This is a genomic window from Cellulomonas xiejunii, from assembly GCF_024508315.1.
GTDB classification, from domain to species: Bacteria; Actinomycetota; Actinomycetes; order Actinomycetales; family Cellulomonadaceae; genus Cellulomonas; species Cellulomonas xiejunii.
The window spans coordinates 367,063-392,648 of sequence record NZ_CP101987.1 but is presented as its reverse complement, the minus strand read 5'-3'; the positions used below and the strand labels follow the sequence as shown (position 1 = coordinate 392,648).

The window sequence follows — 25,586 nt, the reverse complement described above, 5'->3', positions numbered from 1 at the left end:
CGGTCTCGCAGCGGACCGGTCTCGGTGGGTGAGCGGGCCGGCGTCAGTAGCGGTAGACCGTCTCCGCGCGGTGGACGCCGCGGGGCCCGTACGGCGCCTTCTCGAGCCACACCGACGCCTCGGCGTCCCCGGGCGCGCGCTCCGCGGCGGCCAGCACGCGCGCCGCGGTCTGCTCGTCGGGGCGCAGGTGCGCGAGCGCCTCGCCCGCGGCGTCGCGGTTGAACAGCGCGGCGGAGCGGCGCGCGAGGGCGAACGCCTCGACCGGTGTGCGCGCGGCGGCGCCCGCCGCGCGGGTCGCCGCGGCGATCGCGATGGCGGCGGCCTCGGCGTCCGGCACACCGGAGTTCAGCCCGCGCGCACCGAAGGGCGCGAAGAGGTGGGCGGCCTCCCCGACGAGCAGGACGCGGCGGTGCGGGTCGGCGAAGTCGTGGGCCACGAGCTGGAGGAACTGGTAGGTCGACACCCAGGTCGTGCGCTCGCCGTAGCCGGGCGGCAGGACCGCGTCGAGCCACGCGCTCACGCCCTCGTCCGACGCGAGCGCGTCGGGGTCGTCGCCCTCGACGAGCTGGAGGTCGACGCGGTAGCCGCCCGCGAACGGCACGATGAGCACGTTGCGCCCGCCCACCGCGGGGTGCGCGTAGTGGAAGTGCCGCTCGTTCGGCAGGGTCGGCTCGTCCTTCTCGGCGACGTCGACGACGACGTACCAGCCCTCGTCGCGCGTGCCCTCCATGCGCGCCCCGACCTGCTTGCGGACCGCCGACCGTGACCCGTCGGCGCCGACGACGTACGACGCCTCCCAGCGGCGGCCGGCGACGGTGGTGAGCGTGACCCCGTCGTCGTCGGCGGCGACCTGCGCGATCTCCTGCGACCACGCGAACGTGACCCCGGCGGCCAGGGCACGCGCGTACAGGTACGCCTCGATCTGCACCTGCGGCAGGCTCGTGAAGTGCGGGTACACCCCGGCGGGCGGGTCCGGGTACGTCTTGGCGTACACCTCCTTGCCGCCGTGGAACGTGCGCTGGGTGTTCCAGTAGACGCCGTGCCCGTACAGCTCGGCGCCGAGCCCGGGGCTGATCCGGTCGAGGATCTGCAGGGTCTGGCTGTGCGTGAAGATCGCCCGGCTGCCGGGCCGCTGCCGTCCCTCGGGCCCAGCCTCGAGGACGGTGACGGGGACGCCGTAGGTGCGCAGCGCGAGCGCGGCGGTCAGGCCGACGGGACCCGCACCGACGACCACCACACCCTGGTCCTCGTCCCGCCGGGTGACGGGGTGGGCGGCGTCGGAGGGTGCCGTGCCGGGCTGGGCGGCGACGGGCTGGGCGGCGACGGGCTGGGCGGCGACGGGGGGTGTGCTCACGTCGGACATGTGTCTCCTCTCGGGGCCGCGACGACGACGGCGTCGAGGACGACCGGCCCGTCGGCCGTGATCCGGACCGGGTTGAGGTCCAGCTCGGTGATGTCGGCGTGCTCGCAGACGACCTGCCCGACGGCCCGCAGCACCGCTGCGAGCGCCGGCACGTCGACGGGCGGGGCCCCGCGGAACCCGGCGAGGACGGCGGGCGGCAACGCGCGGACCATCTCCTCGGAACGCGCGACGGACAGCGGGGCGAGCCGCAGGACGGGTTCGCCCCCCAGCTCTGCCGCGACGCCGCCCGGGCCCAGCAGGACGACGGGACCGAAGGCGGCGTCCCGCACGGCCCCGACGATGAGCTCGGTGCCCGGTGCCGCCAGCTCCTCGAGCAGGTACCGGCGGGCGGGCCGGGTCGCGGCACCCGACGCCTCGGTCGCGGGCGCGACCGCGTCGATCGCGTCGATCGCGTCGATCGCACGGTCCAGCCCCGCACCGTCGCGCACCCCGACGTGCACGCCGCCGACGTCGGATTTGTGCAGGACCGCGGCGTCGAGCACCTTCACGACGACCGCCGCACCGTCGCGACCGAGCTCCGCCAGCGCCGCGTGGGCCTGCGCCCGGTCGGCCGCGACGCGCCGCTGGGGCGTGCGGACGCCGTAGGACTCCAGCAGCGTCTTCGCGTCGTGCTCGTCCAGCGTGCGACCGACGGTCCGCGTCGCCGCGACGGGCGGGGCGTCGGCGACGGACCGCACGCGCGCGTCGGCGACCACGGCCGCGAGGCCCGTCGCGAGGTCGCCCGGGCCGGCGAGCACAGGGACGCCGACGTCGCCGAGTGCCGCACGACGCTCGGCGAGCGCGTCCGCCGGCCCACCGCTGGCGAACAGCACGCGGCCGGCGGCCGGGCCGAGCGCGGCGACGGGGTCGAGCGCACCCGGCTCGTCGAGCGCGTAGACCCCGACGACGTCGACGCGCGGGTCCGCCACGACGGCACCCAGCACGTCGCCGAACGTCGGTGACGGACGCCCGGTGTCCACCGGGTTGGCCTGGAAGGTGAGGGGCGGCAGCAGCTCGGCGATGCGCCGCTGCGTCGCGTCGGTGAGCCGCGGCAGCGCGATGCCCCGCGCACCGAGCGCGTCCGCGACGACCAGCCCGGGCCCCGCCTGACCGGTGAGCAGCCCCACGCCCGCGCGGTCGCCGGCCGGCAGCCGGACCGTGCGCAGCGCGACGAGCGCGGCGACCATCTCCTCGAGGCTGTCGACGACCACGGCCCCGGCCTGCTGCAGCGCCGCGCGGGTCACCGCGTAGGAGCCGGTCAGCGCACCGGTGTGCGACTGCGCGAACTCCGCGACGTCGGACCGGCCGACCTTGAACGCCACGACGGGCTTGCGTGCCGTCGTCCGACGCAGCGCGGCGACCAGGGCCGGACCGTCGGCGACGCCCTCGACGTGCAGCCCGACGGCCGTGGTCGCCTCGTCGCGTGCCAGGTGGTCGAGCAGCTCGGGGAAGTCGACGTCGACCGCGTTGCCGAGCCCGACCCCCAGCCGCAGGCCGACCCCCGCGCGGGCCAGCAGGAACGCGAGCGCGAGGTTCACGCCGCCGGACTGCGCCACGACGCTCACGGTCCCCGGGGCGAGGTCCGCGACGGCGGGCATGAAGTTCGCGGTGGTCCGGTCGACCGGGTTCATGAACCCCGACGTGTTGGGCCCCAGCAGCCGGATGCCGGCCTCACGGGCCACGCGCACGACCCGCTCCTGGAGGCGTGCACCGTCGGGGCCGGACTCCGCGAACCCGCCCGCGCACACCACGGCCGCACGCACCCCCGCGTCGCGCGCGTCCTCGAGCGCGCCGGGGACCGCGTCCGGCGGCACGACGAGCACCGCGAGGTCGACGTCCGACGCCTCCCGCAGGCTCGGCAGGGCGGTGCGCCCGAGCACCTCACCCCCGCGCGGGTTGACCAGGTGCAGGGTGCCGGGGAACCGGCGCAGCGCCTGGACCATGGCGTGCCCCGCCTTGCCCTCGCGCGCGGAGGCGCCGACCACCGCGATGCTCGAGGGGCGGAACATCGCGTCGAGGGGGGTGCGTGCGTCCCGCGGGTCGCGCGGGCCCGGGCGCCCGCGAGCGGCCCGCGGGGACCCGCCGCGGGCACGGGCGTCCGCGGTCGAGGCGGCGCTCACCGGCGCCCCGGCCGGTCGGTGTAGGCGATCGCGCCCTCGTCGGTGACGCCCACGTCGAGGCGGCCGAGCCCTTCGATCTCGACCGCGACGCGCTGACCGGCGGCGATCGGCCCGACGCCGGCCGGGGTGCCCGTCGCGATCACGTCGCCGGGGTGCAGGGTCATGACGTGGCTCGTGTAGGAGATGAGTTCGGCGACGCCGTAGATGAGGTCGGCCGTCGAGGCGTGCTGCCGCAGCTCGCCGTCCACCCAGCAGCGCAGCTCGAGCGCGTCGGGGTCGGGGACCTCGTCGGCGGTCGTCACCCAGGGACCGAACGGCGTGAACGTGTCGAAGGACTTGCGGGTCGAGCGGTCCTCGCCGGACCGGACGGTGATGTCGAGGACGGGCGCGTACCCGAGGACGTGGTCGAGCGCGCGCTCGGCGGGGACCCGGTGGGCCGTGCGGCCGATGACGACGCCCAGCTCGCCCTCGTGGTCGGTGCGCACGTCCAGGTACGGCAGCCGGATGGACCCGGTGGGCCCGATGACCGACGAGGTCGCCTTGAGGAACATCCCGTAGTCGGCGATGGTCCGCTGCTCGCCCATCTCGGCCTGGTGGTCGAGGTAGTTGACGGGCGCGCCGACGACCTTGCCGGGCCGCGCGATCGGTGCGGCGAGGCGGCTCGGGTCGGTCGGCTGCGACGGCAGCGCGTCGAGGTCGAGCCCGTGCAGGTCGCTCAGCGAGCCGCCGCGCTCCAGGAACGCCAGCAGCGGGCCGCCGGCGCCGGGCCGCAGCCCGAGGGCGTCAGTCAGGTCGACCGACCGGTCGTCCAGCACGGCGTGCAGGCGCCCGTCCAGGGTGCTGGCCAACTTCATCGTCAGTGGCTCCCGGCTCGCTCGAATGTGACACGACTATCTGCGGACGACGTAAGATATGTCAAGCATCGTCGCGGGCTGCGGCGACCGGCAGGGAGGGGACCCGCTGTGGCACAGACGAGCGAGGACGACCCGCGCGCCCCGCGCACGCGCGCCGGGTCGCCCCCGAGCCTGCTGCTGACGCTGCTCGGCGACTACTGGTGGGCCCAGACCGACCCGCTGCCGTCGGCGGCGCTCGTCGACCTGCTCGCCGACTTCGGCGTCAGCGACGTCGCCGCGCGGGCCGCGCTCAGCCGCATGGTCAAGCACGGCCTCCTGGTCTCGGCGCGCAGCGGGCGCCACACGTTCTACTCCCTGACCCCGCGCGCCCAGGCGATCATGCGCACGGGCGCCGAGCGCATCGTCGCCTTCGGTGCCGGGGACGGCGCCGACTGGGACGGACGCTGGAGCCTCGTGGCGTTCTCGGTGCCGGAGGCGAACCGCTCGGCGCGCGAGGCCCTGCGCACGCGGCTGCGCTGGCTCGGGTTCGCGCCGCTGTACGACGCCCTGTGGATCTCCCCGCACGCGCGTCACGACGAGGCGCTCGCCGAGCTCGGGGACCTCGGCGTCACGCGTGCGACGGCCTTCGTCGCAGCCTGCCCGCCGCTGCCCGACGCGGCCCTGGCACCCGAGAGCGCGTGGGACCTGGACGGCCTGGCCGAGCTCTACCGCGGCTTCGTCGCCACCTGGGAGCCCACCCACGCGGCCCTCAACAAGGGGGCCATCTCCCCCGTCGAGGCGCTCGTCAAGCGCACCGAGCTCATGGACGCCTGGCGCGCGTTCCCCGGCGTGGACCCGGACCTGCCGCGCCGGCTGCTGCCCGCGGACTGGCCGCGGGACCGCGCGCGTGACCTCTTCCTCGACACGTACGAGCAGCTCGGCGCCCCGGCCTCGGTGCGGGTGCGGCAGGTCATCAGCGGCTACGCGCCCGAGCTCGCCGACCGCGTCGTCCAGTTCTCGGTCGTCGCGGACCCACCCGGTCCGCGCCCCGTCCCCGTCACGTCGGCGGTTCGAGCGGCGGCAGGGTGATCCCGCTGGGCTGCAGGTGCGGCCCGAACGTGCTCCCCCACGCCTCACCGATCGCCTCGGCGCTCCACCCGCCCTCCCGGTACGTCACGGCGAGCTCCTGCGGGACGGAGTAGACCGACAGCTTGTCCCCGCCGATGCCGATCGCCTGCCCGGTGACGCCCGCGGACGCCTCCGACGCGAGCCACACCACGAGCGGTGCGACGTCCTCGGGTCCGCCCAGCGCGTGCTCCTGGCGCACGGTCCGCGGCAGCGGCTCCCCCCGGTCGTAGGCCGCGGCGACCTCCGCGTAGACCGGGATGGTCGCGGTCATCGCGGTGATCGCGGTCGGCACGACGGCGTTGACGGTGATCCCGGCCCGCGCCAGCTCGAGCGACCACGTCCGGGCCATCGCGACGATCCCCGCCTTCGCCGCCGCGTAGCTCGTCTGGCCGAAGTTGCCGTGCTGCCCGGCGGGCGAGCCGACGAGCACGATCCGCCCGCCCTCGCCACGCTCGCGCATCTGGGCGGCGGCGGCCCGCGCGCACGTGAACGTGCCCCGCAGGTGCGTGTCGACGACCAGGTCGAAGTCCTCGTCGGTCGTCTTCCACAGCACGCGGTCACGCAGCACGCCGGCGTTGGTGACGAGCACGTCGAGGCGTCCGAAGGCCTCGACGGCCGCGGCGACGAGCCGGTCGGCGGTCGCTGTGGGCCCCACGGGCGCGACGACGGCGACGGCCGAGCCCCCATCGGCGACGATCGCGTCGACGGTCGCCTGCGCGGTCTCGGCGTCGACGTCGTTGACCACCACGCCGGCGCCCGCGGCCGCCAGTGCCTGCGCGTACGCCCGGCCCAGCCCTCGCCCGCTGCCGGTGACGACGGCGCCCTTGCCGGTCAGGTCGACGCCCGCGCCCGCGCTCACGCGTAGTACCGCACGATCATCACGGCGACCGCCGCGGGCTTGGTCAGCCCCTCGGCCTCGAAGGTGTTCTCGAAGACGGCCTGGTACCCGCCCGCCACCTCGGTGACGGCGGACAGCGTCGACGCCACGCGGATGCGCGACCCGACCCGCACGGGCGCCGGGAACCGCAGACGGTCGAGCCCGTAGTTGACCCCCGTGCCCACCCCCGTCACCTCGACGACCTCCGCCATGAGCGGCACGACGAGCGCGAGCGTGAGGTAGCCGTGGACGATCGTCCCGCCGAACGGCGTACCCGCGGCGTACTCGGGGTCCAGGTGGATCGGGTTGTGGTCACCGGTCAGGTCGGCGAACCGGTCGACCTGCTCCTGGGTGATGGTGCGCCAGGACGACGGGCCGAACGTCGTGCCGACGAGCGACGGCAGGTCGGCCAGGGCGACCGTCGTCCGGGTCGGGGCCGACTCGCCGGGTGCGGTGGTGGCGGCTGCGGGTTCGGTCATGAGGTGCGCTCCGTCGGTCGTCGGGTCGGGTCGAGGTCGGGTCGGGTCCGGGTCGGGTGGGGTCGGTGGTCGGGTGGGGTCGGTGGTCGGTGCCGGCCGTCCGGCGCCGTCGGTCCCGGGTCGGCGTCGCTCACCCGTCGACGCGCACGACGACGGCCCCGGCGGAGTCGCCCGCGGCGCAGCCGGTGAACAGGCCGATCCCCCCACCCCGGGCGTGCAGCGCGTGGATCAGCTCGGTCACGGCGCGGGCGCCGGTCGGGCCCTGCGGGTGGCCGTAGACGAGCGACGAGCCGTACGGGTTCATGCGCTCGAGCGGGAAGCCGGTCTGCTCGGCGAACCACAGGTCGTTGACCGCGAACGGGTTGTGCGTCGTCACGACGTCGAGGTCCGCGACGTCCACGCCCGCGTCCGCGAGCGCGCGCCGGGCCGCGGGCACGGGCGCCTGCGGCATGTACGCGGGCTCCGCGCGCGCGAAGCCGGTCGCGAGGACCTGCGCGGTCACGCCGCCGCCGAGGTCACGCGCCCGGGCGGCGCTCGCGACGACGACGCCCGCGCAGCCGTCGGCGGGGTGCGTCTGCGCGCCGTACGTCACGACGCCGTCGGGCGTCACGGGCCGCAACCGGGCCAGCCCCTCGGCCGTCGTCGGGAAGACCCCGTGGTCCTCGGTCACCCACTCCTCGCCGCGGCGCGTCGGGATGCGCACCGGCACCATGTAGGCGCGCTGGACCGCGCGGTCGTCGGCCAGCGCGCTGCGGTACTGCTCGTGCCGCAGCAGCGCGACCTCGTCGACCTGCTCGCGCGTGTAGCCCGCGGCGCGCGCGGTGTTCTCGGCCGTGTCGTTCATGCTCTGCCCGGTGGTCGGGTCGAGCTTCATCGGGTCCAGCACCCAGTGCTCGCTGGTGGGCGCGCCCCCCGGGCTCGCCGCGCTGCTCCAGAGCATGAGCGGACCGTTGCTGGTGCGGTCGGTGACGACGCCGATCGTCGTCGTGTGCGCACCGAGCTGCACCTGCGCGGCGAGGTGCTCGATGACGGCGGCCGACGTCGCGCACGCCCGCGAGATCCACGGCCCCCCATGGTCCCCGGCGCCGAGGCGGCGCGAGACGAGGGTGACGCCGTAGAAGGAGTGCTGCTGCGGGACCGTGCACCCCAGCGTCCACTCGGTGATCTCCTCGGGCGGCAGCCCGCGGTCGGCCAGGGCGCGGCCCGTGACGTCGACCGCGAGGTCCAGGCTGTTGACCTCCGCCAGCGGTCCCTGCCACTTGGCGAAGGGCGAGGTCCAGCTCATGCCGAACGGGATGTGGGCGTCGGTGAACTTCACGGGGTCCTCTCGGCGTCGGGTGCGGTGTCGGGTGCGGCGACCGGGTCCACGAGCACGGGGACCTCGACCTCGGTGATGCGCCGACGCAGCCGGTGCATGTCGACCTTGCCGCTGGGGCTGCGCGCGAGCTCGTCGACCACGTACAGGCGGCGTGGCTTCTTGTACCCGGCCAGGCGCCGGCCGACCTCGTCCTGGACCTGCTCGGGCGTGAGCGGCGCGCCGGGCGCGGTGACGACGACGGCCGTGACGACCTCGCCCCAGCGCGGGTCCGGCAGCCCGAGGACGACGGCATCGACGACGCCGGGCAGCGCGAGCAGCACCTTCTCGACCTCGCCGGGGAAGACCTTCTCCCCGCCGGTGTTCACGACCCCGGACCCCCGCCCGAGCATCTCGACGTACCCGTCGCCCAGGACGCGCACCCAGTCGCCCGGCATGACGTGGCGCACGCCGTCGATCACGGGGTACGTCTCGGCGGTGCGGGCCGGGTCGTCGTGGTACCCCAGGGGCATCGCGCCGCGGTACGCGAGCATCCCGGTCTCCCCCACGTCGTGGACCGGCGTCAGGTCGGGCGCCAGGACGACCGCCCCGGGTGCGAGCCGCGGCCGGGACGGCAGGTCGTCCGGGCCGCGCACGACGCCGTAGGCGAACGGCCCGCCCTCGCTCGACCCGATGATGTCGATGAGGGTCGCGCCCGGCGCGTGGGCGATCAGCCGGGCCTTGAGGTCGTCGGACCAGACCATGCCGGAGCTCAGGACCGTGTTGAGGCACGAGATGTCACCGGCCCCCGCCTCGAGCGCGTCGACGAGCGGCCCGACGATCGCGTTGCCCGCGACGACGAGGCGCGTGACGCCGTGCTCCTCGACGGCGCGGACTGCCGCGCGCGGGTCGAACCGGGCGGCGGTGAGGAACACGACCGTGCCGCCGAGGACCATCGCGTTCATCACGTTGAACAGGGCCGTCGCGTGCATCATCGGCGGCAGCGGCAGGCACACCGTGCGCGGCAGGTCCTCGCGCGCGGCGACCTGCGTGACGTCGTCGAGGGACGTCGGGACGTCCACGGGCAGGGAGCCGTAGATCGAGAACAGCTGGCTGTCGAACAGGTTGCCGTGGGTCCAGACGACCGCCTTGGGGCGGCCGGTCGTGCCCCCGGTGAACATGAAGATCTTGTGGTCCGGCCCGCGGGGGTGCGGTGGGAGCGGCGGGGCGTCGAGCGCGGACGCGAAGGGCACCCCGGGGACGGGTGGCACGGCGTCCGCCGCACCGACCGCCTGGTCGGCGTCGTCGTGCGCCGTGTCCGGGACGACGAGGACGAGGCCCGGCAGCGGGACGCGCCCGGCGGCGCCGACCACGGCGGCGGCGAGGCTGCTGGGGTAGACGAGCGCGGACGGCCGCGACATCTCCAGCAGCTCGGCCAGCTCGGCACCGTGGTAGCGGAAGTTGATGTTGACCGGGATCGCGCCGATCTTGTACGCGGCGTACAGCGTGGTCAGGTACTCGACGCGGTTGTACATGAAGATCGCGACGGTCGAGTCGGGGCCCAGGCCGTGCGCGACGAAGGTCGCGGCGAGGCGTGCGGCGAGCTCCTCGAAGGCGGCGTAGGTGACGTCCGCGCCGTCGGCGTGCACTGCGACGCGGTCCGGCACGGCGCGCGCCACGGCGTCCCAGATCGTCGCGTAGTTGGCGCGATCCAGGTCACCGGACGACGGCGGGACGTCTGCCACTGCTCACATCCTCGTGGGCGGACCGCACGCGGGTCGCGGCGGTGCGATGACGTGGCATCGTGCCTGCCCCGAGCAGCCGACGTCAACCATTTCGGTGACGATCGTCAGAACTCTGTCGAATGACGAGGGTGGCCCCGCCGGGTCCGGCGCGGAGTTCGCCGCCCGCTCAGGCCGTGAGCCGCCGGGCGAGATCGGCCTGCGCCGGCCCCGCGAGGGCGGCGTGCAGGCGACGGAACGTCCCGACGGACCGCGCCGCCGGCCAGTCCGGCGAGAGGTGCTCGGCCGGGAGCCGCGGGACCGCCCGCAGCAGGTCCAGCCAGTCGGCGACCAGCGCCGTCACGTCGCGCAGCGCGTGGTCGACGTCGGGCGCGCGGTCCGCCCAGCGGTCCTGGAACTGCTCGTGCCGCGCCCGCATCGCCTCGAGCCGCCAGGCCGTCCGGACGCTGCGCGCGGCCGAGAAGCCCGGCACCTCGTGCGCGCGGAACGCCAGGAGCTCCAGCTCGCCGTCGTCGAGCGGGCCGTCGTCCGGCCCGTCGTCCTGCACCCCGCCGAGGGCCTGCGCGACGTCGACCTCCCCCGGCGCGATCCACAGACCGTCGCGCAGCAGCCCGAAGCCGGCCCACGCCAGCTGGGCGCGCACGCGGTGCCGCACGTCCCGCCGACGCTCCGGCACGGAGAAGCTGACGAGCGTCCACCCGCTGCCGTGCGGGGCGAAGGGGTCGTCGTCGAAGACGCGGCCCCGCGCCTCCTCCAGCACCCGCGCACTCTCCGGCGTGAGCCCGTAGGAGACGGTGCGCCCGACGCGCACGGGGGCGAGCAGGTGGCGGGCCGCCATCCGGCTCAGCGCCGCCCGCGTCGCGGCCTGCCCGACCCCCAGCTCGCCGAGCACGGCGATGAGCACGGACGCCGGCAGCGGCCCCGTGCCGCCGGCCACCATGAGCTCGCCCATGAACGCCAGCAGCAGCTGCTCCGGTCGCCGTCGGACCCCGGCGGGCTCCGGGCCGGGCGCGTCCCCGGGCGGCGTCGACATGCGCGCGATTCTCGCACGGAGGCCGGTCACCGACCCGCGTCGGGCAGTTCCGGATCATTGACACATGTGACATTCGACTGCACGATTGCTGGACGAGTGTCATGCATGGTCCGAGCGCTGGTCGGTCTCGACGGCGCGCGGTGCAGACCGCCCGTCACCCGAGATTCAACGGAGAATTGAGGACCCCATGAACCGACGTCCCGCTCTCGTGGCGGCGCTCGTCGCGGCGCTGTCGCTCGGACTGGCCGCGTGCTCCTCGTCCGACCCCGCGCCCGGCGCCGAGCCGGAGGCGTCGGCCGCACCGGACGCCGACAACCCCCGCGCCGTCACCATCGGGGCGCTCAGCATCAGCGAGACGGCTCCCCTGTGGGCCGCCGTGGAGGCCGGCATCTTCGCCGAGCACGGGCTCGACGTCACGGTCCAGCCCATCCAGGGCGGCGCGCAGGCCATGCCGGCCCTCGTCAACGGTGACATCGACTTCTCCGTCGGCCAGCCCTTCGGCGCGATGCGCGCGGGCTTGCAGGGCCTCGACGTCAAGATCGTCGCCAACTACGCGCAGAGCCTGACCGAGGGGGACGACATCAACTCGGTCGTCGTGGGCGCCGGCAGCGACATCACGTCGCCCGCCGACCTCGCGGGCAAGAAGGTCGCGGTGAACTCGCTCGGCGCGGCCGGTGACCTCACGATCATGGCGGCGGTCGAGGAGGACGGCGGCGACCCGGGCACCATCGAGTTCGTCGAGGTCGCCTTCCCCGACGCGCAGGCCCAGCTCGACGCGGGCAACATCGACGCCGCCTGGGTGCCCGAGCCGTTCGTGTCGATCATCCTCGGCGCCGGCGGCGCGCGGGTCGTCGACCCGTACCAGTCCGTGCTGCCCGGCCTTCCGACCCTCGTCCTGCAGACCACCGGCGCGACGGTCGCCGACGACCCCGAGCTGGTCGACGCCGTGCGCGAGGCCTTCACGGCCGCGTTCGCGTGGGCCGCGGACAACGACGAGGCCGTCCGGCAGTCGCTCGTCGACGAGATGTCGCTGCCCGAGCCGGCCGCAGCCAACCTCCGGCTCCCGCAGTTCTCCACCGAGATCGACCGTGACGTGCTGCAGGGCCTGGCGGACCTCGCCGTGGAGCACGAGTTCTTCGACCAGGCCCCCGACCTCGACACGCTCGTCGTCGTCGACTGATGCAGCTGGCCGACACGGTGTCCGGTCCGGGCCCCGGGGACGTCGCCCCCGGGGTCCGGTCCGGGGCCGGCGCCCGGGCGGGCGCCCGCCGTGGCGTCGGCCCGCGCGCCGGCGGCCCAGCCGTGCTCGGCACGCTCGGGGTCGCCGGCTTCGCGCTCACCTGGGAGCTCGTCGCGTGGGCCGAGGTCGTGAACCCGGCGTACCTGCCGCGGTTCTCGACGACGGCCGCGCGGCTGGTCACCGAGCTCGGCGAGCCCCGCTTCTGGTCGGCCCTCGGCGACACCGTGGTGACCTGGGCGCTCGGGCTCGGGATCGCGGTGGTGGCCGCCGTCGTCGCGGGCGCCGTCATCGGCCTCGTGCCGTTCCTGCGCCGGGCGACGCACAGCACCGTGGAGTTCCTGCGGCCCATCCCGTCGGTCGCGATCATCCCGCTCGCCGTCCTGGTGGCCGGGCTCTCGCGGGAGGCGGCGCTGGTGATCGTCGTCTACGCGCCGTTCTGGCAGGTGTTCATCCAGGTCCTGTACGGCGTCGGCGACGTCGACACCGTCGCCGACGACACGGCCCGCAGCTTCGGCCTCGGGCGGCTGCAGCGGCTGCGGCACGTCGTCCTGCCCACGGCCCTGCCGTACGTCATCACGGGTTTCCGGCTCGCGGCGTCGATCGCGCTCGTCCTGACGATCACGGCCGAGCTGGTCATCGGCAACCCCGGCATCGGCCGGCAGATCGACGTGTACCGCTCCGCGCCCGACGCCCCCGGCCTGTACGCGCTGGTGCTGGTCACGGGCCTGCTGGGGCTGCTGGTCAACCTCGTCACGCGGCTCGTCGAGCGCCGCGTCCTGCACTGGCACCCGTCGGTGCGGCGGGAAGGGGTCGCCTGATGCCCGCCGGTCCCGTGCCCGCGGTGCTGAGGTCCCCCCTGCGCCGCGCGCTCGCGTCGCTCGGCTACGCCGTGGGCCTGCCGGTCCTGCTCGTGATCGCCTGGGCGGTCGCCACGCGCGGCACGACGAACCTCTACTACCCGCCGCCAGCGCGCGTGCTCACGGCGTTCGTGAACACCTGGTTGGCACCCGACACCCTCGTGCGCGACGTCCTGCCGAGCCTGGGCCGGTTCGCCGTCGGGGTCCTGCTGTCGATCCTCATCGGCGTGGTCGTGGGCACGGCGATCGGCGCGACCCCGTGGCTGCGCGCCCTCCTGGAGCCGATGCTCGAGTTCTTCCGGGCCATCCCGCCCGTCGTGCTCGTGCCCGTCCTCATGCTGCTGCTCGGCATCGACGACACCATGAAGCTCGCGGTGATCGTCTCGGGCAGCGTGTGGCCCGTCCTGCTCAACACGATCGAGGGCGTCCGCGGGACCGACCCCGTGCTGGTCGACACCTCACGGTCCTACCGCGTGCGCGGCCTGCTGGCGTACCGGTACGTCGTCCTGCCGGCCGCGAGCCCGCAGATCATGGCCGGCGTGCGGCTGGCCCTGTCGATCGGGCTGATCCTCATGGTGATCTCGGAGATGTTCGCCTCGTCGTCGGGGCTCGGCTACCAGATCGTCTACTTCCAGCGGCAGTACATGGTCGCCGAGATGTGGAGCGGCATCCTGCTGCTCGGCCTCGTCGGCGTGGCCGTCGCCGCCGTCTTCCAGCTCGTCGAACGACGGGTCCTGCACTGGTACCACGGCTCGAGAGAGGTCGCCCGTGCCTGAGAACACGCCGCTGCTGTCCGTCCGGGACCTGAAGAAGACGTACCAGGGCGCCTCCGGGCCGGTCGAGGCCATCGGCTCGATCAGCTTCGACGTGCGCCCCGGCGAGCTCGTCTGCATCGTCGGGCCGTCCGGCTGCGGCAAGACGACGCTGCTCAAGTGCCTGTCCGGCCTGCTGCCGCCCACGGCCGGCTCGGTCACGCTCGACGGCGCCGAGGTCACCGCGCCGCCGAAGAAGATGGCCGTGGTGTTCCAGGAGTACGGACGCAGCCTCTACCCGTGGCTGACCGTGCGCGACAACGTCGGCCTGCCGCTCAAGGCCCGGGGTGTGCCGCGCCGCGAGCGTCTCGCCGCGGTCGAGCGGGCGCTCGCGGAGGTCGGGCTCGGTCACGCGCTCGACACCTACCCGTGGCAGCTGTCCGGCGGCATGCAGCAGCGCGTCGCGATCGCACGCGCCGTGGCCTACGAGCCCGAGATCCTCGTGATGGACGAGCCGTTCGCCGCGGTCGACGCCCAGACCCGCGCCGACCTGGAGGACCTGGTCCGGCGGGTCTGGCAGGACCTGGGGGTGACCGTCCTGTTCGTCACGCACGACATCGACGAGTCCGTGTATCTGGGCGAGCGCGTGCTCATGCTGTCGTCGTCGCCGACCGTCGTGCAGCAGGACCTGGCGATCGACCTGCCGGCCGCGCGCGACCAGCTGACGACGCGGGCCATGCCGAGGTTCACCGCGCTGCGGACGCAGGTGTACGAGCAGATCCAGCGCGCGAAGCGGGGGGAGACGGTCGCGGCGACGTCATGAGCGGCCGCACCTACGTACTGGGGGACGCCTGCGTGAGCCCTGGTGGCGGCTGCGGGCTCCAGCCGGGCTCCGGCTCGCTCGGTGGCAGGCCGCGCATCACGTGGATGCGGTCCACGACGGTGACGACGCCGAGCACGACGACGGCCAGACCGCCCGCCGCGACGACGTCCGTCAGGAAGTGGTAGCCGAGGTACAGGCGACTCAGGGCGACCGCCGCGGCACCGACGACACCGACGACCAGCCAGCCGACGACGACCCGCCAGGTCCGGTGCCGGCTCGCCACGAGGTACCCGGCGACCAGCAGGAAGGTCGCCGTCCCGATGGTGTGGCCGGACGGGAACGACCCGGTCGTCTCCGAGCCGGGGATGTACATGGTCTCCTCCGGCGGGCGGGGCCGGGCGACGATGCCCTTGACCAGCAGCGAGAGCAGCGTGGACGCGATCATCGCGCCGGCGAGCAGGAGCGGCCGCCACCACTCGCGAGCGCGCAGGCCCCAGGCCACGCACGCGACCAGGATGATGACCGGCAGCACCGTCGGACCGGTGACGAACGTGAGCGCGGCGAGGACCGCGGTGACGACGTCGCTGCGGACGCCGACCAGGAACTCGAGGACCGGTCGGTCCCACAGGGAGAAGTCGTCACGATCCTGGACCGCGTCGAACATGCCCCAGAAGACGAGCAGGCCGAGAGCCACGAGCACGACGCCGGGCACGACCGCCCGGAGCAGGGGCTGGTCGGCGTACCACGCGAGCAGACGGCGCGGCGGATCTCCGGCTGGCATCCGGTCACGCTACCGGCGCTCGTCGCGGACGGCTCCTTGACAGCCCTCGGCTCCGCCTACAGGTCGAGGGTCACGAGACGGTAGCCGGCATCGAGCTCGTCGAGGTCCAGCAGGTCGGCGTACGTCCTGGCCCACACGCCTGTCGCGATGTCGTTCTCGAGCCGATCCAGTCCTCGGCGGATCTCCGCGTCGCCAATTCGGCTCAGGACCGACATCCCCGCCCGGACCGACGGGTCCAGGTAGGCGGCCGGCCGCCTCCAGTAGGCGGCGGCGAACCCGTCGACGCAGTCGTGGGGCACGGGGACGGCCTCCACCTCGCACGGGCCGAGTGCCGCGACGAGACGCTCCATCGGGACGGCGTGCGCCCTGTCGTACTCGCGGGCCGCGGGGAGGTAGTCGCGCAACAGCCAGAAGTCACGGGTCACGGTCTCGTCGAAGGTCAGGACCACGACGCGGCGACGTGCGACCCGCTTCAGCTCGGCGATCCCGCGTTCCAGGTCGGTCCAGTGGTGCACGGTGAGGACCGCCAGGGCCGCGTCCACCGCGTCGTCCTCGAGGGGGATCGACTCGGCCACCGCGCACACGGCCGGCGCGGACCCGGCGGGCCGCTGGTCGATCATCGTCCTGCTCGGCTCGATGGCGACGACGGTGGTCGGCGGCTCGTAGGACCCGGTGCCGGCGCCGACGTTCACGACGCTCGACACGTCCCCGAGGGCCCGGTCGATCTGCGCGGCGATGGCGGGGTCGGCCCTGCGGGTAGAGGTGTACGTCCGGCCGATCTCGTCGTAGATGACCATCCGCCGATCCTGCCAGGCGGTGCCCTGCCGCCGACAGACACGCGTCGATCCCGTCGTCGGCCCGGCAGGGGTGGGCGGTCACGACGCTCCCCTGCCGTCAGGAGACGACCGGTGCCGCCGCACGCTCCTGCACCAGGATCTTGGTGAGCAGCCGCTGCAGCGTCTCGCGCTCCTGGCGGGTCAGCGCGGACGTCAGGACGTCGTCCACGCGGGCAGCCGCCGGGACGAGCTCGGTGAGCACGGCGAGCCCCTCGTCGGTGAGCCGCACGACGTTGCGTCGTCGGTCCACCTCGGCCCGCACGCGCTCGATCAGCCCGCGCGCCTCCAGCCGTGCGACGAGCCCGGCGACCGTCGACCGGTCGAGGTCGAGGTCGTCGCACAGCTCACGTTGGCTGGCCTCCCCCCGGGTCTGCAGCACGTTGAGCACGCCGAACTGCACGTTCGTCAGGCGGGACCCCACCTCCTGCGCCCAGGCCGCGAGGTGGGCCTGCTGCGTCCGGCGGACGAGGTAGCCCGTGTGGTGCGCGAGGTCGATCGGCAGCGGGTCCGTCACGACGCCATCGTGACAGCAGTCCCCCGCCGCGTCTGTGTACCCCGGTCAGAGCCAGCGTGGCGGCGGCGGGACGGGTGAGCCGTCGGATGTCGTCAGCAGGCGCTCGCCACCGCGACCCGTCGCCCAGCGGGCGAGGTCGGCGGCGCGGCCGCACACGCGCACCGACCCGTCGTCACCGTCGCGCGCCACGGGCCGGTCGGTGGGTTCCAGCACGGGCACCGCGCCCTCGCCGGGGCGCGAGCGCCACATCCGCGCCACGTCCGCGAGCAGCGCGTCGACGAGCTCGGGCGGGAACTGCCGGTACGACGCACCGTTGTCGAGGTCGACGGCATGCACCCAGACCTCGCGCGTGCGCATCCACACCGTCTCGCTCGCCGGCACCGTGCGCCCGAGCGCGGTGCGGACCGGGGCCGCCCACGCGTCGGGCGGCAGGTCCCGCCACTCGACGTCGAGGTGCACGGCCGCGTGCGCGGACAGGCTCCGCAGGGCCCGCGCCGGCAGCGTGGCCCCGTACGCGATCTCCGCGTCCCGCTCCTCGCGCGAGGCGTACATCGGGGTCTCGACGCCCGTCGCGGCCCACTCCGTCAGGCGCGTGAGCGCGCGCGCGTTGAGCCCGACGTGCGCGACGACGTGCCGCCGCGTCCACCCCGGCACGAGGGACGGGACGTCGAGCTCGTCGTTGCCCAGCTCGTTGAGCTTGCGCGAGAAGTACGCCTGCCCGCGCCGCGCCAGCAGCAGCGCAGCGAGCAGGTCGGGGTCGGCCGTCCGGTCGGTGCGTGCCGCCACGTCAGGCCTCCGCGACGACGTCGTTGCGGAGCTCGCCGAGCCCGCTCACCGATGTCGTGAGCACCTGCCCCGGCCGCAGGTAGCGCGGTGGTGTGCGGGCGTGCCCGACGCCGCCTGGCGTCCCGGTCGCGATGACATCGCCCGGGTGCAGGGTGACGATCTGGGAGACGTACGCGACGAGCGCGGCCGGTCCGAAGACCATGTCGTCGACAGCCGTGTGCTGCACCTGCTCGTCGTCGACGACGGTCCGCAGGTCGCCCGTCAGCGGCCCGGCCCCGGCCACCGTGAGCCAGGGGCCGAACGGCGTCGTCGCCTCGAACGTCTTGCCCTGCAGCCACTGCGCGGTGCGGTACTGGTAGTCGCGCATGGTGACGTCGTTGAGCACCGCGTACCCGGCGATCGCGTCGCGCGCGCCGGCCTCGTCGAGGCGGCGGGCCGTGCTGCCGACGACGACGGCGACCTCGCCCTCCCAGTCGACCGCGTCGGCGGCGTGCGCGGGCAGCACGATCGGGTCGTACGGTCCGACGAGCGCCTCGGGGTACTTCGCGAACAGCGTCGGGTACGACGGCAGGTCGCGGCCCATCTCGAGGATGTGGTTGCGGTAGTTGAGCCCGACGCACACGATCTTCGACGGCCGCAGCACGGGCGGCGCCCAGGCCCGGGGCTCGAGGTCCGCGAGCGCGTGCCGTCGTCCGTCGGCGGCCGCGGCACGCTCGCGCCAGTCGGCGCCTGCCAGCAGCGCGCCGACGTCGGCCACCCCGGGCAGCTCGACGGCCGCGTCGTCGTCGACCCGCACGGCGACGGTCGCCATCGGCGCCTCGCCGGGGGCGGCGAGGCGCAGCGTGCCCAGCCTCACGCGAGGTCCTCGTTGCGCTGCCCGGGGACGTAGGTGCGCGTGAACTGCAGCCGGTCGATGATCGGCCCGTCGGAGAACCGGAAGAGGTCGAACTGGCTGTCGGCGTGCAGAGACCACGGCACCCAGGAAGGGACGGCGAACAGGTCGCCGGTCTCGACGCGGTGCTCGGTGCCGCCGAGCACGACCGTGCCCTCGCCCTCGAACACCTGCCACACCGAGGACCCGACCTCGTGGCGCACCGGCGTCTGCGCCCCGGCGCGCAGCCGGTGGAACTCGCAGCGCAGGGTCGGCATGACGTCCCCGCCGGTCGTGGGGTTGGTGTAGCGGATCGCGGCGTGGCCCTGCTCGACGGTCGCCGGGTGACCCTCGTCCTCGAGCCTGAGCTGCTCGGTCAGCGCGCGGTCGGTGTGCTCCCACCGGTACGCGGAGAGCGGTGAGCTGCTCTGGTCCTGCAGCCCGGACAGGGGCCGCAGGCCGGGGTGCGCCCACAGCCGCTCGGACCGCGAGACGTCCGGTGACGCCTCGTCCGTGACGCGCTCGGAGCCGAACTCGAAGAAGCCCACGTCGGCGTAGTGCGAGAACGGGACGTCGAGGCCGTCGATCCAGGCCATCGGCTGGTCGGTGTCGTTGTGGTGGCCGTGGAAGTTCCAGCCGGGGGTCAGCAGCAGGTCGCCGCGGCGCATGGCGACGGGGTCGCCGTTGACGACGGTCCACACGCCCTCGCCCTCGACGACGAACCGGAACGCGTTCTGGCTGTGCCGGTGCTCGGGGGCGGTCTCGTGGCCGCCGAGGTACTGGATCGCGCACCACAGCGTGGGCGTGGCGTAGGCGGTGCCGGGCAGGCCGGGGTTCGCCAGGCCCATCGCGCGACGCTCGCCGCCGCGGCCGACAGGCACGAGCTCGCCGGAGCGCTGCGCGATGTCCAGGAGCGCCTTCCAGCGCCACACGAACGGGACGGCCTTCGGCGAGGGCGACATCGGCATGAGGTCGTCGCGCTGCGTCCACAGGGGGGCCAGGCTCTCGGCCTCGAAGTCCGCGTAGAGCTGCTTCAGCTCCGGGGTGTCGGCGGTGCCGTCCATCTGGTGCACGGTGGCCTCCTCGGTGGCGTCGTCGCCAGTCGTTGGTGTGCCAACGATAGAGGCACCGGGTGTCGGGAGGAAGGGCAGCCATCACCTCTCGATGCCCACTCCTGCATGTCTCAGAATCCGGGAGATAGGATGGGCAGCATGTCCGGTGCCACAGCCCTGTTCCGCACGGAGGTCCAGCGCGACGTCCTGCGCGACCTCGTGCTGTCGGCCGACAACACCCGGACGGCCGCCGACCTCGCTCGGAGTACGGGCCATCCCCCGTCGTCGGTGGCACGAGAGGTCGCCCGGCTCGTCGACGCCGGGCTGGTGCGGACGACGCCACGCGGCAGACGCCACCTGCTGAGCGCCGACTACGCCGACCCGTTCATGGCTGCCGTCCGTGACGCCTTCGCCGCCGAGGCGACCATCGAGGCCGAGCGCGACCGTGGCGTCCGGTGGTGGTCGACGATGCCCGAGGTCGCCGAACGCGTTCGTGACGCCCTCGCCGACGACGACAGCGTCTGGGCCAACCGGATGCTGTGCGACGCCGTCAACCAGATCCCGCTGGTCGCGGCGCTCGACGGTCTCGACGTCATGCTCGCAGCGCCGGAACCCATCGGGGACGACCGCTGGGACGCGCTGCTCGCCGGCGCCGTCCGGTACCGGCTGCGCCTCATCGACCGCTCGGCCCCGTCGTGGACCGAGCGCGACCCGCTGCCCGCGTGGTGGTGGCCCGGCGGCCGCGGTGCCCGCGCCGTCCTCGCGATGCAGCGCACCCCACCCGAGCTGTCCCGCCTCGGCATCTGGTTCGACGCCCGCAACTTCACCGGCGCATGACACCCGACCCGGCGCTCTCCCGCGAGGACATCCAGCAGCTGCTGACCGAGGTCGGCGCGTACCTGCACGTGCGCGGCTGGACGGCGACGGTCTACGTCGCGGGCGGCGCGGCGATGTCGCTGCTGTTCGACGGTCGGACCACCACCCGCGACATCGACGCCGTGTTCCGCTCCGACCGGGGGCAGCTCGAGGCGGCGGTCCGGGACGTGGCCACCCGGCACGGCCTGCCCGTCGACTGGCTGAACGACCGGGTCACCAGGCTCGTCCCGAGCGCGCTCGACACCGGCGTGACGGAGCTGGTCGTCCCCGGTCTGCACGTCCTCGTCTCCTCCGAACGGCACCTGCTCGCCATGAAGATGCTGGCCGGGCGCGAACGGGACGTGCCGGACCTGGCACTCCTCTTCCGACGTCTGGGCGTCAGCACCCCGGCGCAGGCCGTGGCGATCACCGAGGACGTGTTCGGGGACACCTACCCCGTCGAGCGACCGCCGGTGGAGTACCTGGAGGCCCTCGCCGCGGACGTGCTCGACGTGCGGTGACGCCCGCGTCCCCCCGGTAGGGTGCGTGCATTCGACGTCCGGGAGGACACTTGCTGGCACTGCAGCCACCGAAAGTGGAGCCGTTCTGCACGCTCGAGGTCGAGCTGGCGCCGATCATGGACCTCGGCCTCGGCCGGTTCGGCGAGCGCCGGATCATCCCCATCGTGGGCGGCCGCGTGACCGGTCGTGTCAGCGGGACGATCATGAACCTCGGCGCCGACTGGCAGTCCGTCGCGCACGACGGCGTGGCCGAGCTCGACGCGCGGTACGCCTTCGAGACGCCCGACGGGGCGCTGGTCGAGGTCGTCAACAAGGGCTACCGGCACGGCCCGGCGGACGTGATGCGGCAGCTCGCGTCCGGTGCGCCGACGCCGCCGGAGTCGTACTTCATGCGCTCGACCGCCCGGCTCGAGAGCGGGCACCCGGACTACCGGTGGCTCAACCGGATGGTGTTCGTCGGCACGGGCGCGCGCGACGCGAACAGCGTGCAGATCGACCTCTACAGCGTGGGATGAGGACCGGACATGGCTGAACCACGGGTGCTCGTCGCCGGTGGCGGGATCGGCGGGCTCGCCGTCGCGCTGACGCTGCACCAGATCGGCGTGCCGTTCACGGTGCTCGAGGGCGCGCGCGAGCTCGCGCCGCTGGGCGTGGGGATCAACCTGCAGCCCAACGCCGTGCGCGAGCTCGACGACCTCGGCATCGGCCCCGACGTGCTCGACACGATCGGCGTGGCCGCGCGCGAGTGGGCGCTGGTCGGGCGCAACGGCCACGACATCTACAGCGAGCCGCGCGGCCTGGACGCCGGGTACCGCTGGCCGCAGTACGCGCTGCACCGCGGCCGGCTGCAGCTGCTGCTCGCGCAGACGCTGCAGGACCGCGCCGGCCTCGACGCGATCCGGCTGGGTCACCGGGTGACCGGGTACGAGAAGAACGCCGACGGCTCGGTCACCGCGACCGGGCAGCACCCCGACGGGACCGTGTGGCGCGAGGACGGGGCGGTCCTCATCGGGGCCGACGGCATCCACTCGGCCGTCCGCGCGCAGATGCACCCCGCCCAGCCGCCCATCCACTGGGGCGGCACGATGATGTGGCGCGGCACCACGCAGGCCGTGCCCGTGCGCACCGGCTCGTCGTTCGTGGGCCTCGGTTCCGCGCGGCACCGCGTCGTCGTCTACCCCATCTCCCCCGCGGACCCCGTCACCGGCCTGGCGACCGTCAACTGGATCGCCGAGCTCACGGTCGACGACACCGCCTGGCAGCGCAGCGGCTGGTTCCGGCAGGTCGGCATCGAGGAGTTCGCGCACCACTTCGACGACTGGACGTACGACTGGCTGGACGTGCCCGACCTGCTGCGGCGGGCCGAGGTCGTGTACGAGAACCCGATGATCGACCGCGACCCCGTCCCCACCTGGCAGGACGGCCCGGTCCTGCTCGTCGGGGACGCCGCGCACGCGATGTACCCGACGGGCTCCAACGGCGCGAGCCAGGCGATCATGGACGCCCGCCACCTGGGCGCCGCGATGCTGCGGCACGGCGTGACGACGGACGCGCTCGCCGCGTTCGACGCGCAGCTGTGCGGCCCGATCTCCCAGCTGGTCCTGCGCAACCGCGGGGCCGGGCCGTTCGGGCTCCTCGACCTCGTCGACGAGCGGTGCGGCGGGGACTTCGACGACATCGAGGACGTCGTCCCGGAGCCCGAGCGGTCCGCGTTCATGGCCGGGTACAAGGCCGCTGCGGGCTTCGCGGTCGAGCAGCTGAACACGGCGGAGCCGACGATCCCGTCGGGCGCCCAGGCCCCCGTGACCGTCACCGGCCGATGAGCTCACGCTGCGGGCGTGGTCGGTTTCGCCACGACCGCTGACACGTCGGCGCAGCAGGATGCCGGTCGTGGTCACGTCCGTGACCACGACCGGCATTCCTGCCCTGCTACGCGACGGCTGTCGCCAGCTTCGTCGTGCGCCGGGCGGCCAGCGCGGTCGCGACGAGCGCGAACACGACGACGGCCCCACTGACGATGCCGTAGGACAGCAGGTCCACCACCGGCGGCCCGTCGAGCACACCGGCGCTGACGCCGATCACCGCCGGCACCACCGCCACGGTGCCCAGCACCCAGGCCGTGACCCCGGTGACCGCCGCCTCGACGGTGGTCATCCCCATGAGCTGGCGGCGTGTGGTCCCGGTGCGGTGCAGCAGCGCGAGCTCGTCGCGACGCGCCATCGTGGTCATGGCCAGCGTGCTCGCCGCACCGACCGCCACGACGCCGAGCAGCAGCAGGAGCAGGGCGACGCCGATGTCGTTCTCGCCGCCGGCCGACTGCATGGCCGTGGCGATGTGGGTCTCGGGGTCGGCCGCGGTCGCACCCAGGGCGGTGATCGCCGCGGTGGCGCCCGCCGTGTCCGCGCCGTCGGCGAGGTCGACCAGCAGCGTGTCGGGCACCACGGGCAGGCCGTGGGCCTCGGCGGTCGCCGGGCCGGTGATGATGGCCCCGACGCCCATGCCCCGCGAGTACACCGCGACGACGGTCGCGTCGACGACGTCCTCGCCGAGGCGGAGCGTGAGCGTCTCGCCCACGCCGGCACCGGACATGAACGCGGTGTCGGTGCTGACCGCCACGGTGTCGGGGGCGTCGATGCCGTCGAGCGAGCCCTTGACGACGTCGGGGTCGACCGCGGCGGTGCCGAGGGGCAGGACGCGCAGCGCGGTCGCCTCCCACCCCATGGCCCCACTCTCGGCGTCGGTGCGCATCTCGCCCGGGACCGACGCGAGCGGCACGGTCGACGCGACGCCCGGCACCGCGGCGACCTGCGCAGGCAGGTCCGGCGACGCACCCTCGGTCGGCGTCACGACGAGGTCGGCCTCGACCGCGGCGACGAACTGCTGCTCGGCGCCCTCCGAGATCGCGCGGTTGACGCTCGTCTGGACGGTCGCCGCGGCGACGACCAGGGCCAGCGGCACGACGACCGTGGTCAGCCGACGGGAGAAGCCGCGCACGTTGCGGACCGCGAGCATCGTGGCAGGACGGCCACCCGACGGGTGCATCCGCGCCACCCGGTCGAAGATCCAGCCGACGAGCACAGGCCCGGCGAGCGCCGCGGCGCCGACCAGCAGGAACGCCGACAGCGACGCCATCGCGGCCCCCATGGTGCCGGGAATGAACAGGGTCGAGAAGGCCATGGCCAGACCGCCGAGGGTCATCGCCAGGGCCGTCAGCCGCCGGCCGATCCCGACCTGCCGGTCCTCGACAGCGCTCTGCTGCAACGCCGCGGTGGGGTCGGTGCGGGCGGCCTCCCGGGCCCCGAGCCGGCCCACGGGCACCGCGGTGACCACGATCAGCGCGACGGCGGCCAGGACAGGCAGCGGCGAGAGCGCCGACGTGAAGTCCGGTGCGACCATCCCGCTGCTCACGAGCACGGGGTCGAGCAGGCGGGCACCGAACAGGCCCGCGATCGCCCCGAGGGGAGCGGCGACGAGCGAGACCACACCCACCTCGAGGGTGACGGTGCGCCGCACCTGCGACGGCGTCGCACCGACGGCGCGCAGCAGCGCGAACTCCCGGCGGCGGCTGCGCAGCGCGAGGCTGACGGTCGCCGCGACGACCATCACGACGACGACGATCAGCGTGCCGGCGTAGGAGGACGCGAGGGAGACGAGCAGGCTCCCGGAGGCGGAGTCACCGCCGGACTGCAGGCGCGTACCGGACTCGAAGAGGACACCCGTGATCGCGAGGACCGCCGCTGCGACGGCGAGGACGACGGCGGTGCCGGCGAAGGCACCGCGGTGGGCGCGGACGCCCGTGGAGGCGAGCTGCCACATCGTGCTCACCGACCCTTCGTGAGGAGGCTGGCGGTGACCTGCTCGGCCGTGGGGCCCTCGAGCCGGTCGACGATCAGCCCGTCCGCCAGGACGACGACCCGCTCGGCGGCTGCGGCGACCTGCGCGTCGTGCGTCACGACGACGACCGTCTGCCGGAGCTCGCGGGCCGTGTCGCGCAGCACCTGGAGCACCGCGGCGCCGGTCTTGGAGTCCAGGGCGCCCGTGGGCTCGTCCGCGAAGACGACCGCCGGGCGGGTGATGAGGGCACGGGCGATCGCGACGCGCTGCGCCTGACCGCCGGACAGCTCACCCGGCAGGCGGTCCATGAGCTCCGGCACGCCGAGGAACTCCAGCAGCGCCGACTCCCACGCCGCGTCCACCTTCCGGCCCGCGAGCACGAGCGGCAGGCGCACGTTCTCGCGCGCCGTCAGGTGCCCGATGAGGTTGTACGCCTGGAAGACGAAGCCCACGTGCTCACGGCGGAACCGCGTCAGGTCGTCGGGTCGCAGCGTCGTCAGGTCGTGACCGCCGACGACGACGGACCCACGGCTGGGCGTGTCGAGCCCCGCCGCGCAGTTCAGGAGGGTGGACTTGCCCGAGCCGGACTGCCCGACGATCGCGGTCACGGAACCGGCGTGCAGGTCGAGGGACACCCCGCGCAGCGCGTGGACGGGCTCGCGTGCCGGGTAGGTCTTGTGGATGTCGACGAGGCGGACGGCTGTGCTCGTCGCCTCGGCCGTGGTCAGCGTGGCCATGATGTGCTCCGGAGGTCGAGTGGTCTTGTCACTCTCGAACCTAGGTACCGGACGGGGTGCCCATCGAGCCTCCAAAGGACGGCCCGGCAGGGTTCCATCCTTCGATGCAAGGGCCGCCGGAGACCCGCGGGGCGACGTCCCGAGGCCCTCGCGCTGACCCCGTCACCGACCTGGCCTATGGTCAAGCAGTCCCGTGACACAGTCCGGTCCCCAACACGA

25 protein-coding genes are annotated in these 25,586 nt (G+C 74.3%); 9 read left to right on the top strand and 16 right to left on the bottom strand.

Translation table 11 applies throughout. From position 1 onward, the window contains the following. Window positions 1-43: 43 nt before the first annotated feature. Genes NP048_RS01865 through NP048_RS01855 form a run of 3 tightly spaced genes read right to left on the bottom strand, consistent with a single transcriptional unit; the run spans window position 44 to window position 4,376 of the window. On the bottom strand, window positions 44-1,363 hold the full coding sequence (locus NP048_RS01865; RefSeq protein ID WP_255620233.1) for an FAD-dependent monooxygenase: 1,320 nt from the start codon (window positions 1,361-1,363) through the stop codon (window positions 44-46). Continuing rightward, window positions 1,351-3,522, bottom strand: coding sequence for an acetate--CoA ligase family protein (locus tag NP048_RS01860; RefSeq protein ID WP_227577801.1), 2,172 nt, complete (start codon window positions 3,520-3,522; stop codon window positions 1,351-1,353). Before NP048_RS01860 ends, NP048_RS01865 begins: the two co-directional genes overlap by 13 nt. Beyond that, window positions 3,519-4,376, bottom strand: a complete 858-nt coding sequence (locus NP048_RS01855) for a fumarylacetoacetate hydrolase family protein (protein WP_227577800.1) — start codon at window positions 4,374-4,376, stop codon at window positions 3,519-3,521. The genes NP048_RS01860 and NP048_RS01855 overlap by 4 nt, the downstream gene beginning before the upstream one ends. A 108-nt stretch (window positions 4,377-4,484) precedes the next feature. On the opposite strand from NP048_RS01855, the gene NP048_RS01850 reads away from it, so the two are divergent. Continuing rightward, the gene (locus tag NP048_RS01850; protein ID WP_227577799.1) at window positions 4,485-5,444 is read left to right on the top strand and encodes a PaaX family transcriptional regulator; all 960 of its coding nucleotides are present in this window, start codon (window positions 4,485-4,487) and stop codon (window positions 5,442-5,444) included. Here the strand turns inward: NP048_RS01850 and NP048_RS01845 are convergent. From NP048_RS01845 to NP048_RS01825, 5 genes are all read right to left on the bottom strand, one after another. After that, entirely contained in the window at window positions 5,413-6,342 is a 930-nt protein-coding gene (locus tag NP048_RS01845; RefSeq protein ID WP_227577798.1) for an SDR family NAD(P)-dependent oxidoreductase, read from the bottom strand. The two genes, NP048_RS01850 and NP048_RS01845, sit on opposite strands and share 32 nt — an antisense overlap. After that, window positions 6,339-6,839, bottom strand: a complete 501-nt coding sequence (locus tag NP048_RS01840; RefSeq protein WP_227577797.1) for a MaoC family dehydratase — start codon at window positions 6,837-6,839, stop codon at window positions 6,339-6,341. Before NP048_RS01840 ends, NP048_RS01845 begins: the two co-directional genes overlap by 4 nt. Window positions 6,840-6,969: 130 nt before the next feature. Beyond that, window positions 6,970-8,157 (bottom strand): thiolase family protein, encoded by a 1,188-nt coding sequence (locus NP048_RS01835; RefSeq protein WP_227577796.1) that lies wholly within the window; start codon window positions 8,155-8,157, stop codon window positions 6,970-6,972. After that, window positions 8,154-9,878, bottom strand: coding sequence for an AMP-binding protein (locus NP048_RS01830; protein ID WP_227577795.1), 1,725 nt, complete (start codon window positions 9,876-9,878; stop codon window positions 8,154-8,156). Before NP048_RS01830 ends, NP048_RS01835 begins: the two co-directional genes overlap by 4 nt. Window positions 9,879-10,044: 166 nt before the next feature. Next, a complete protein-coding gene (locus NP048_RS01825; RefSeq protein ID WP_227577794.1) occupies window positions 10,045-10,908 on the bottom strand; it encodes a PaaX family transcriptional regulator in 864 nt (287 codons plus the stop codon). 187 nt (window positions 10,909-11,095) lie between these two features. Between NP048_RS01825 and NP048_RS01820 the strand changes: the two genes are divergently transcribed. The 4 genes from NP048_RS01820 to NP048_RS01805 are packed head-to-tail and all read left to right on the top strand — an operon-like array spanning window position 11,096 to window position 14,580. Then, window positions 11,096-12,088 (top strand): ABC transporter substrate-binding protein, encoded by a 993-nt coding sequence (locus tag NP048_RS01820; protein WP_227577793.1) that lies wholly within the window; start codon window positions 11,096-11,098, stop codon window positions 12,086-12,088. Beyond that, window positions 12,088-12,966, top strand: a complete 879-nt coding sequence (locus NP048_RS01815; RefSeq protein WP_227577792.1) for an ABC transporter permease — start codon at window positions 12,088-12,090, stop codon at window positions 12,964-12,966. The genes NP048_RS01820 and NP048_RS01815 overlap by 1 nt, the downstream gene beginning before the upstream one ends. After that, entirely contained in the window at window positions 12,966-13,781 is an 816-nt protein-coding gene (locus tag NP048_RS01810; RefSeq protein WP_227577791.1) for an ABC transporter permease, read from the top strand. The genes NP048_RS01815 and NP048_RS01810 overlap by 1 nt, the downstream gene beginning before the upstream one ends. Continuing rightward, on the top strand, window positions 13,774-14,580 hold the full coding sequence (locus tag NP048_RS01805) for an ABC transporter ATP-binding protein (protein WP_227577790.1): 807 nt from the start codon (window positions 13,774-13,776) through the stop codon (window positions 14,578-14,580). The genes NP048_RS01810 and NP048_RS01805 overlap by 8 nt, the downstream gene beginning before the upstream one ends. A 10-nt stretch (window positions 14,581-14,590) precedes the next feature. Here NP048_RS01805 and NP048_RS01800 read toward each other — a convergent pair whose 3' ends face one another. The 6 genes from NP048_RS01800 to NP048_RS01775 form a co-directional block, all read right to left on the bottom strand. Then, window positions 14,591-15,361 carry a phosphatase PAP2 family protein gene (locus NP048_RS01800; RefSeq protein WP_227577789.1) on the bottom strand — a complete coding sequence of 257 codons (771 nt, stop codon included), beginning with the start codon at window positions 15,359-15,361 and terminating at the stop codon, window positions 14,591-14,593. Window positions 15,362-15,417: 56 nt separating this feature from the next. Then, window positions 15,418-16,158 (bottom strand): class I SAM-dependent methyltransferase, encoded by a 741-nt coding sequence (locus NP048_RS01795; protein ID WP_227577788.1) that lies wholly within the window; start codon window positions 16,156-16,158, stop codon window positions 15,418-15,420. Window positions 16,159-16,255: 97 nt separating this feature from the next. Beyond that, complete coding sequence (locus NP048_RS01790) at window positions 16,256-16,711, bottom strand: MarR family winged helix-turn-helix transcriptional regulator (RefSeq protein WP_227577787.1); 456 nt, start codon at window positions 16,709-16,711, stop codon at window positions 16,256-16,258. A 45-nt stretch (window positions 16,712-16,756) separates the two neighbouring features. Beyond that, window positions 16,757-17,497, bottom strand: coding sequence for a maleylpyruvate isomerase family mycothiol-dependent enzyme (locus NP048_RS01785; RefSeq protein ID WP_227577786.1), 741 nt, complete (start codon window positions 17,495-17,497; stop codon window positions 16,757-16,759). 1 nt (window position 17,498) lies between these two features. Next, the gene (locus NP048_RS01780; RefSeq protein ID WP_227577785.1) at window positions 17,499-18,353 is read right to left on the bottom strand and encodes a fumarylacetoacetate hydrolase family protein; all 855 of its coding nucleotides are present in this window, start codon (window positions 18,351-18,353) and stop codon (window positions 17,499-17,501) included. Next, a complete protein-coding gene (locus tag NP048_RS01775; RefSeq protein ID WP_227578239.1) occupies window positions 18,350-19,432 on the bottom strand; it encodes a cupin domain-containing protein in 1,083 nt (360 codons plus the stop codon). Before NP048_RS01775 ends, NP048_RS01780 begins: the two co-directional genes overlap by 4 nt. 147 nt (window positions 19,433-19,579) lie before the next feature. On the opposite strand from NP048_RS01775, the gene NP048_RS01770 reads away from it, so the two are divergent. The 4 genes from NP048_RS01770 to NP048_RS01755 all read left to right on the top strand — a co-directional run bounded on the left by NP048_RS01770 (window position 19,580) and on the right by NP048_RS01755 (window position 22,619). Beyond that, a complete protein-coding gene (locus NP048_RS01770) occupies window positions 19,580-20,257 on the top strand; it encodes a winged helix-turn-helix domain-containing protein (protein WP_227577784.1) in 678 nt (225 codons plus the stop codon). After that, window positions 20,254-20,796, top strand: coding sequence for a hypothetical protein (locus tag NP048_RS01765; protein WP_227577783.1), 543 nt, complete (start codon window positions 20,254-20,256; stop codon window positions 20,794-20,796). Before NP048_RS01770 ends, NP048_RS01765 begins: the two co-directional genes overlap by 4 nt. A 74-nt stretch (window positions 20,797-20,870) precedes the next feature. Beyond that, a complete protein-coding gene (locus tag NP048_RS01760; protein ID WP_256769403.1) occupies window positions 20,871-21,311 on the top strand; it encodes a DUF3237 domain-containing protein in 441 nt (146 codons plus the stop codon). A 9-nt stretch (window positions 21,312-21,320) separates the two neighbouring features. Continuing rightward, window positions 21,321-22,619, top strand: coding sequence for a flavin-dependent oxidoreductase (locus tag NP048_RS01755; RefSeq protein ID WP_227577781.1), 1,299 nt, complete (start codon window positions 21,321-21,323; stop codon window positions 22,617-22,619). Between the two features lie 106 nt (window positions 22,620-22,725). Here NP048_RS01755 and NP048_RS01750 read toward each other — a convergent pair whose 3' ends face one another. Together NP048_RS01750 and NP048_RS01745 are read right to left on the bottom strand one after the other, a co-directional pair. Beyond that, entirely contained in the window at window positions 22,726-24,612 is a 1,887-nt protein-coding gene (locus NP048_RS01750; RefSeq protein WP_227578238.1) for an FtsX-like permease family protein, read from the bottom strand. A 5-nt stretch (window positions 24,613-24,617) separates the two neighbouring features. After that, entirely contained in the window at window positions 24,618-25,367 is a 750-nt protein-coding gene (locus NP048_RS01745) for an ABC transporter ATP-binding protein (protein ID WP_227577780.1), read from the bottom strand. Between the last annotated feature and the right edge of the window lie 219 nt (window positions 25,368-25,586).

Coding starts and splice junctions, on each gene's coding strand:
- NP048_RS01815 (WP_227577792.1), top strand. CDS start 12,088: ATGCAGCTGGCCGACACGGTGTCCGGTCCGGGCCCCGGGGACGTCGCC.
- NP048_RS01820 (WP_227577793.1), top strand. CDS start 11,096: ATGAACCGACGTCCCGCTCTCGTGGCGGCGCTCGTCGCGGCGCTGTCG.
- NP048_RS01750 (WP_227578238.1), bottom strand. CDS start 24,612: ATGTGGCAGCTCGCCTCCACGGGCGTCCGCGCCCACCGCGGTGCCTTC.
- NP048_RS01755 (WP_227577781.1), top strand. CDS start 21,321: ATGGCTGAACCACGGGTGCTCGTCGCCGGTGGCGGGATCGGCGGGCTC.
- NP048_RS01810 (WP_227577791.1), top strand. CDS start 12,966: ATGCCCGCCGGTCCCGTGCCCGCGGTGCTGAGGTCCCCCCTGCGCCGC.
- NP048_RS01745 (WP_227577780.1), bottom strand. CDS start 25,367: ATGGCCACGCTGACCACGGCCGAGGCGACGAGCACAGCCGTCCGCCTC.
- NP048_RS01800 (WP_227577789.1), bottom strand. CDS start 15,361: ATGCCAGCCGGAGATCCGCCGCGCCGTCTGCTCGCGTGGTACGCCGAC.
- NP048_RS01795 (WP_227577788.1), bottom strand. CDS start 16,158: ATGGTCATCTACGACGAGATCGGCCGGACGTACACCTCTACCCGCAGG.
- NP048_RS01770 (WP_227577784.1), top strand. CDS start 19,580: ATGTCCGGTGCCACAGCCCTGTTCCGCACGGAGGTCCAGCGCGACGTC.
- NP048_RS01840 (WP_227577797.1), bottom strand. CDS start 6,839: ATGACCGAACCCGCAGCCGCCACCACCGCACCCGGCGAGTCGGCCCCG.
- NP048_RS01765 (WP_227577783.1), top strand. CDS start 20,254: ATGACACCCGACCCGGCGCTCTCCCGCGAGGACATCCAGCAGCTGCTG.
- NP048_RS01855 (WP_227577800.1), bottom strand. CDS start 4,376: ATGAAGTTGGCCAGCACCCTGGACGGGCGCCTGCACGCCGTGCTGGAC.
- NP048_RS01865 (WP_255620233.1), bottom strand. CDS start 1,363: ATGTCCGACGTGAGCACACCCCCCGTCGCCGCCCAGCCCGTCGCCGCC.
- NP048_RS01825 (WP_227577794.1), bottom strand. CDS start 10,908: ATGTCGACGCCGCCCGGGGACGCGCCCGGCCCGGAGCCCGCCGGGGTC.
- NP048_RS01775 (WP_227578239.1), bottom strand. CDS start 19,432: ATGGACGGCACCGCCGACACCCCGGAGCTGAAGCAGCTCTACGCGGAC.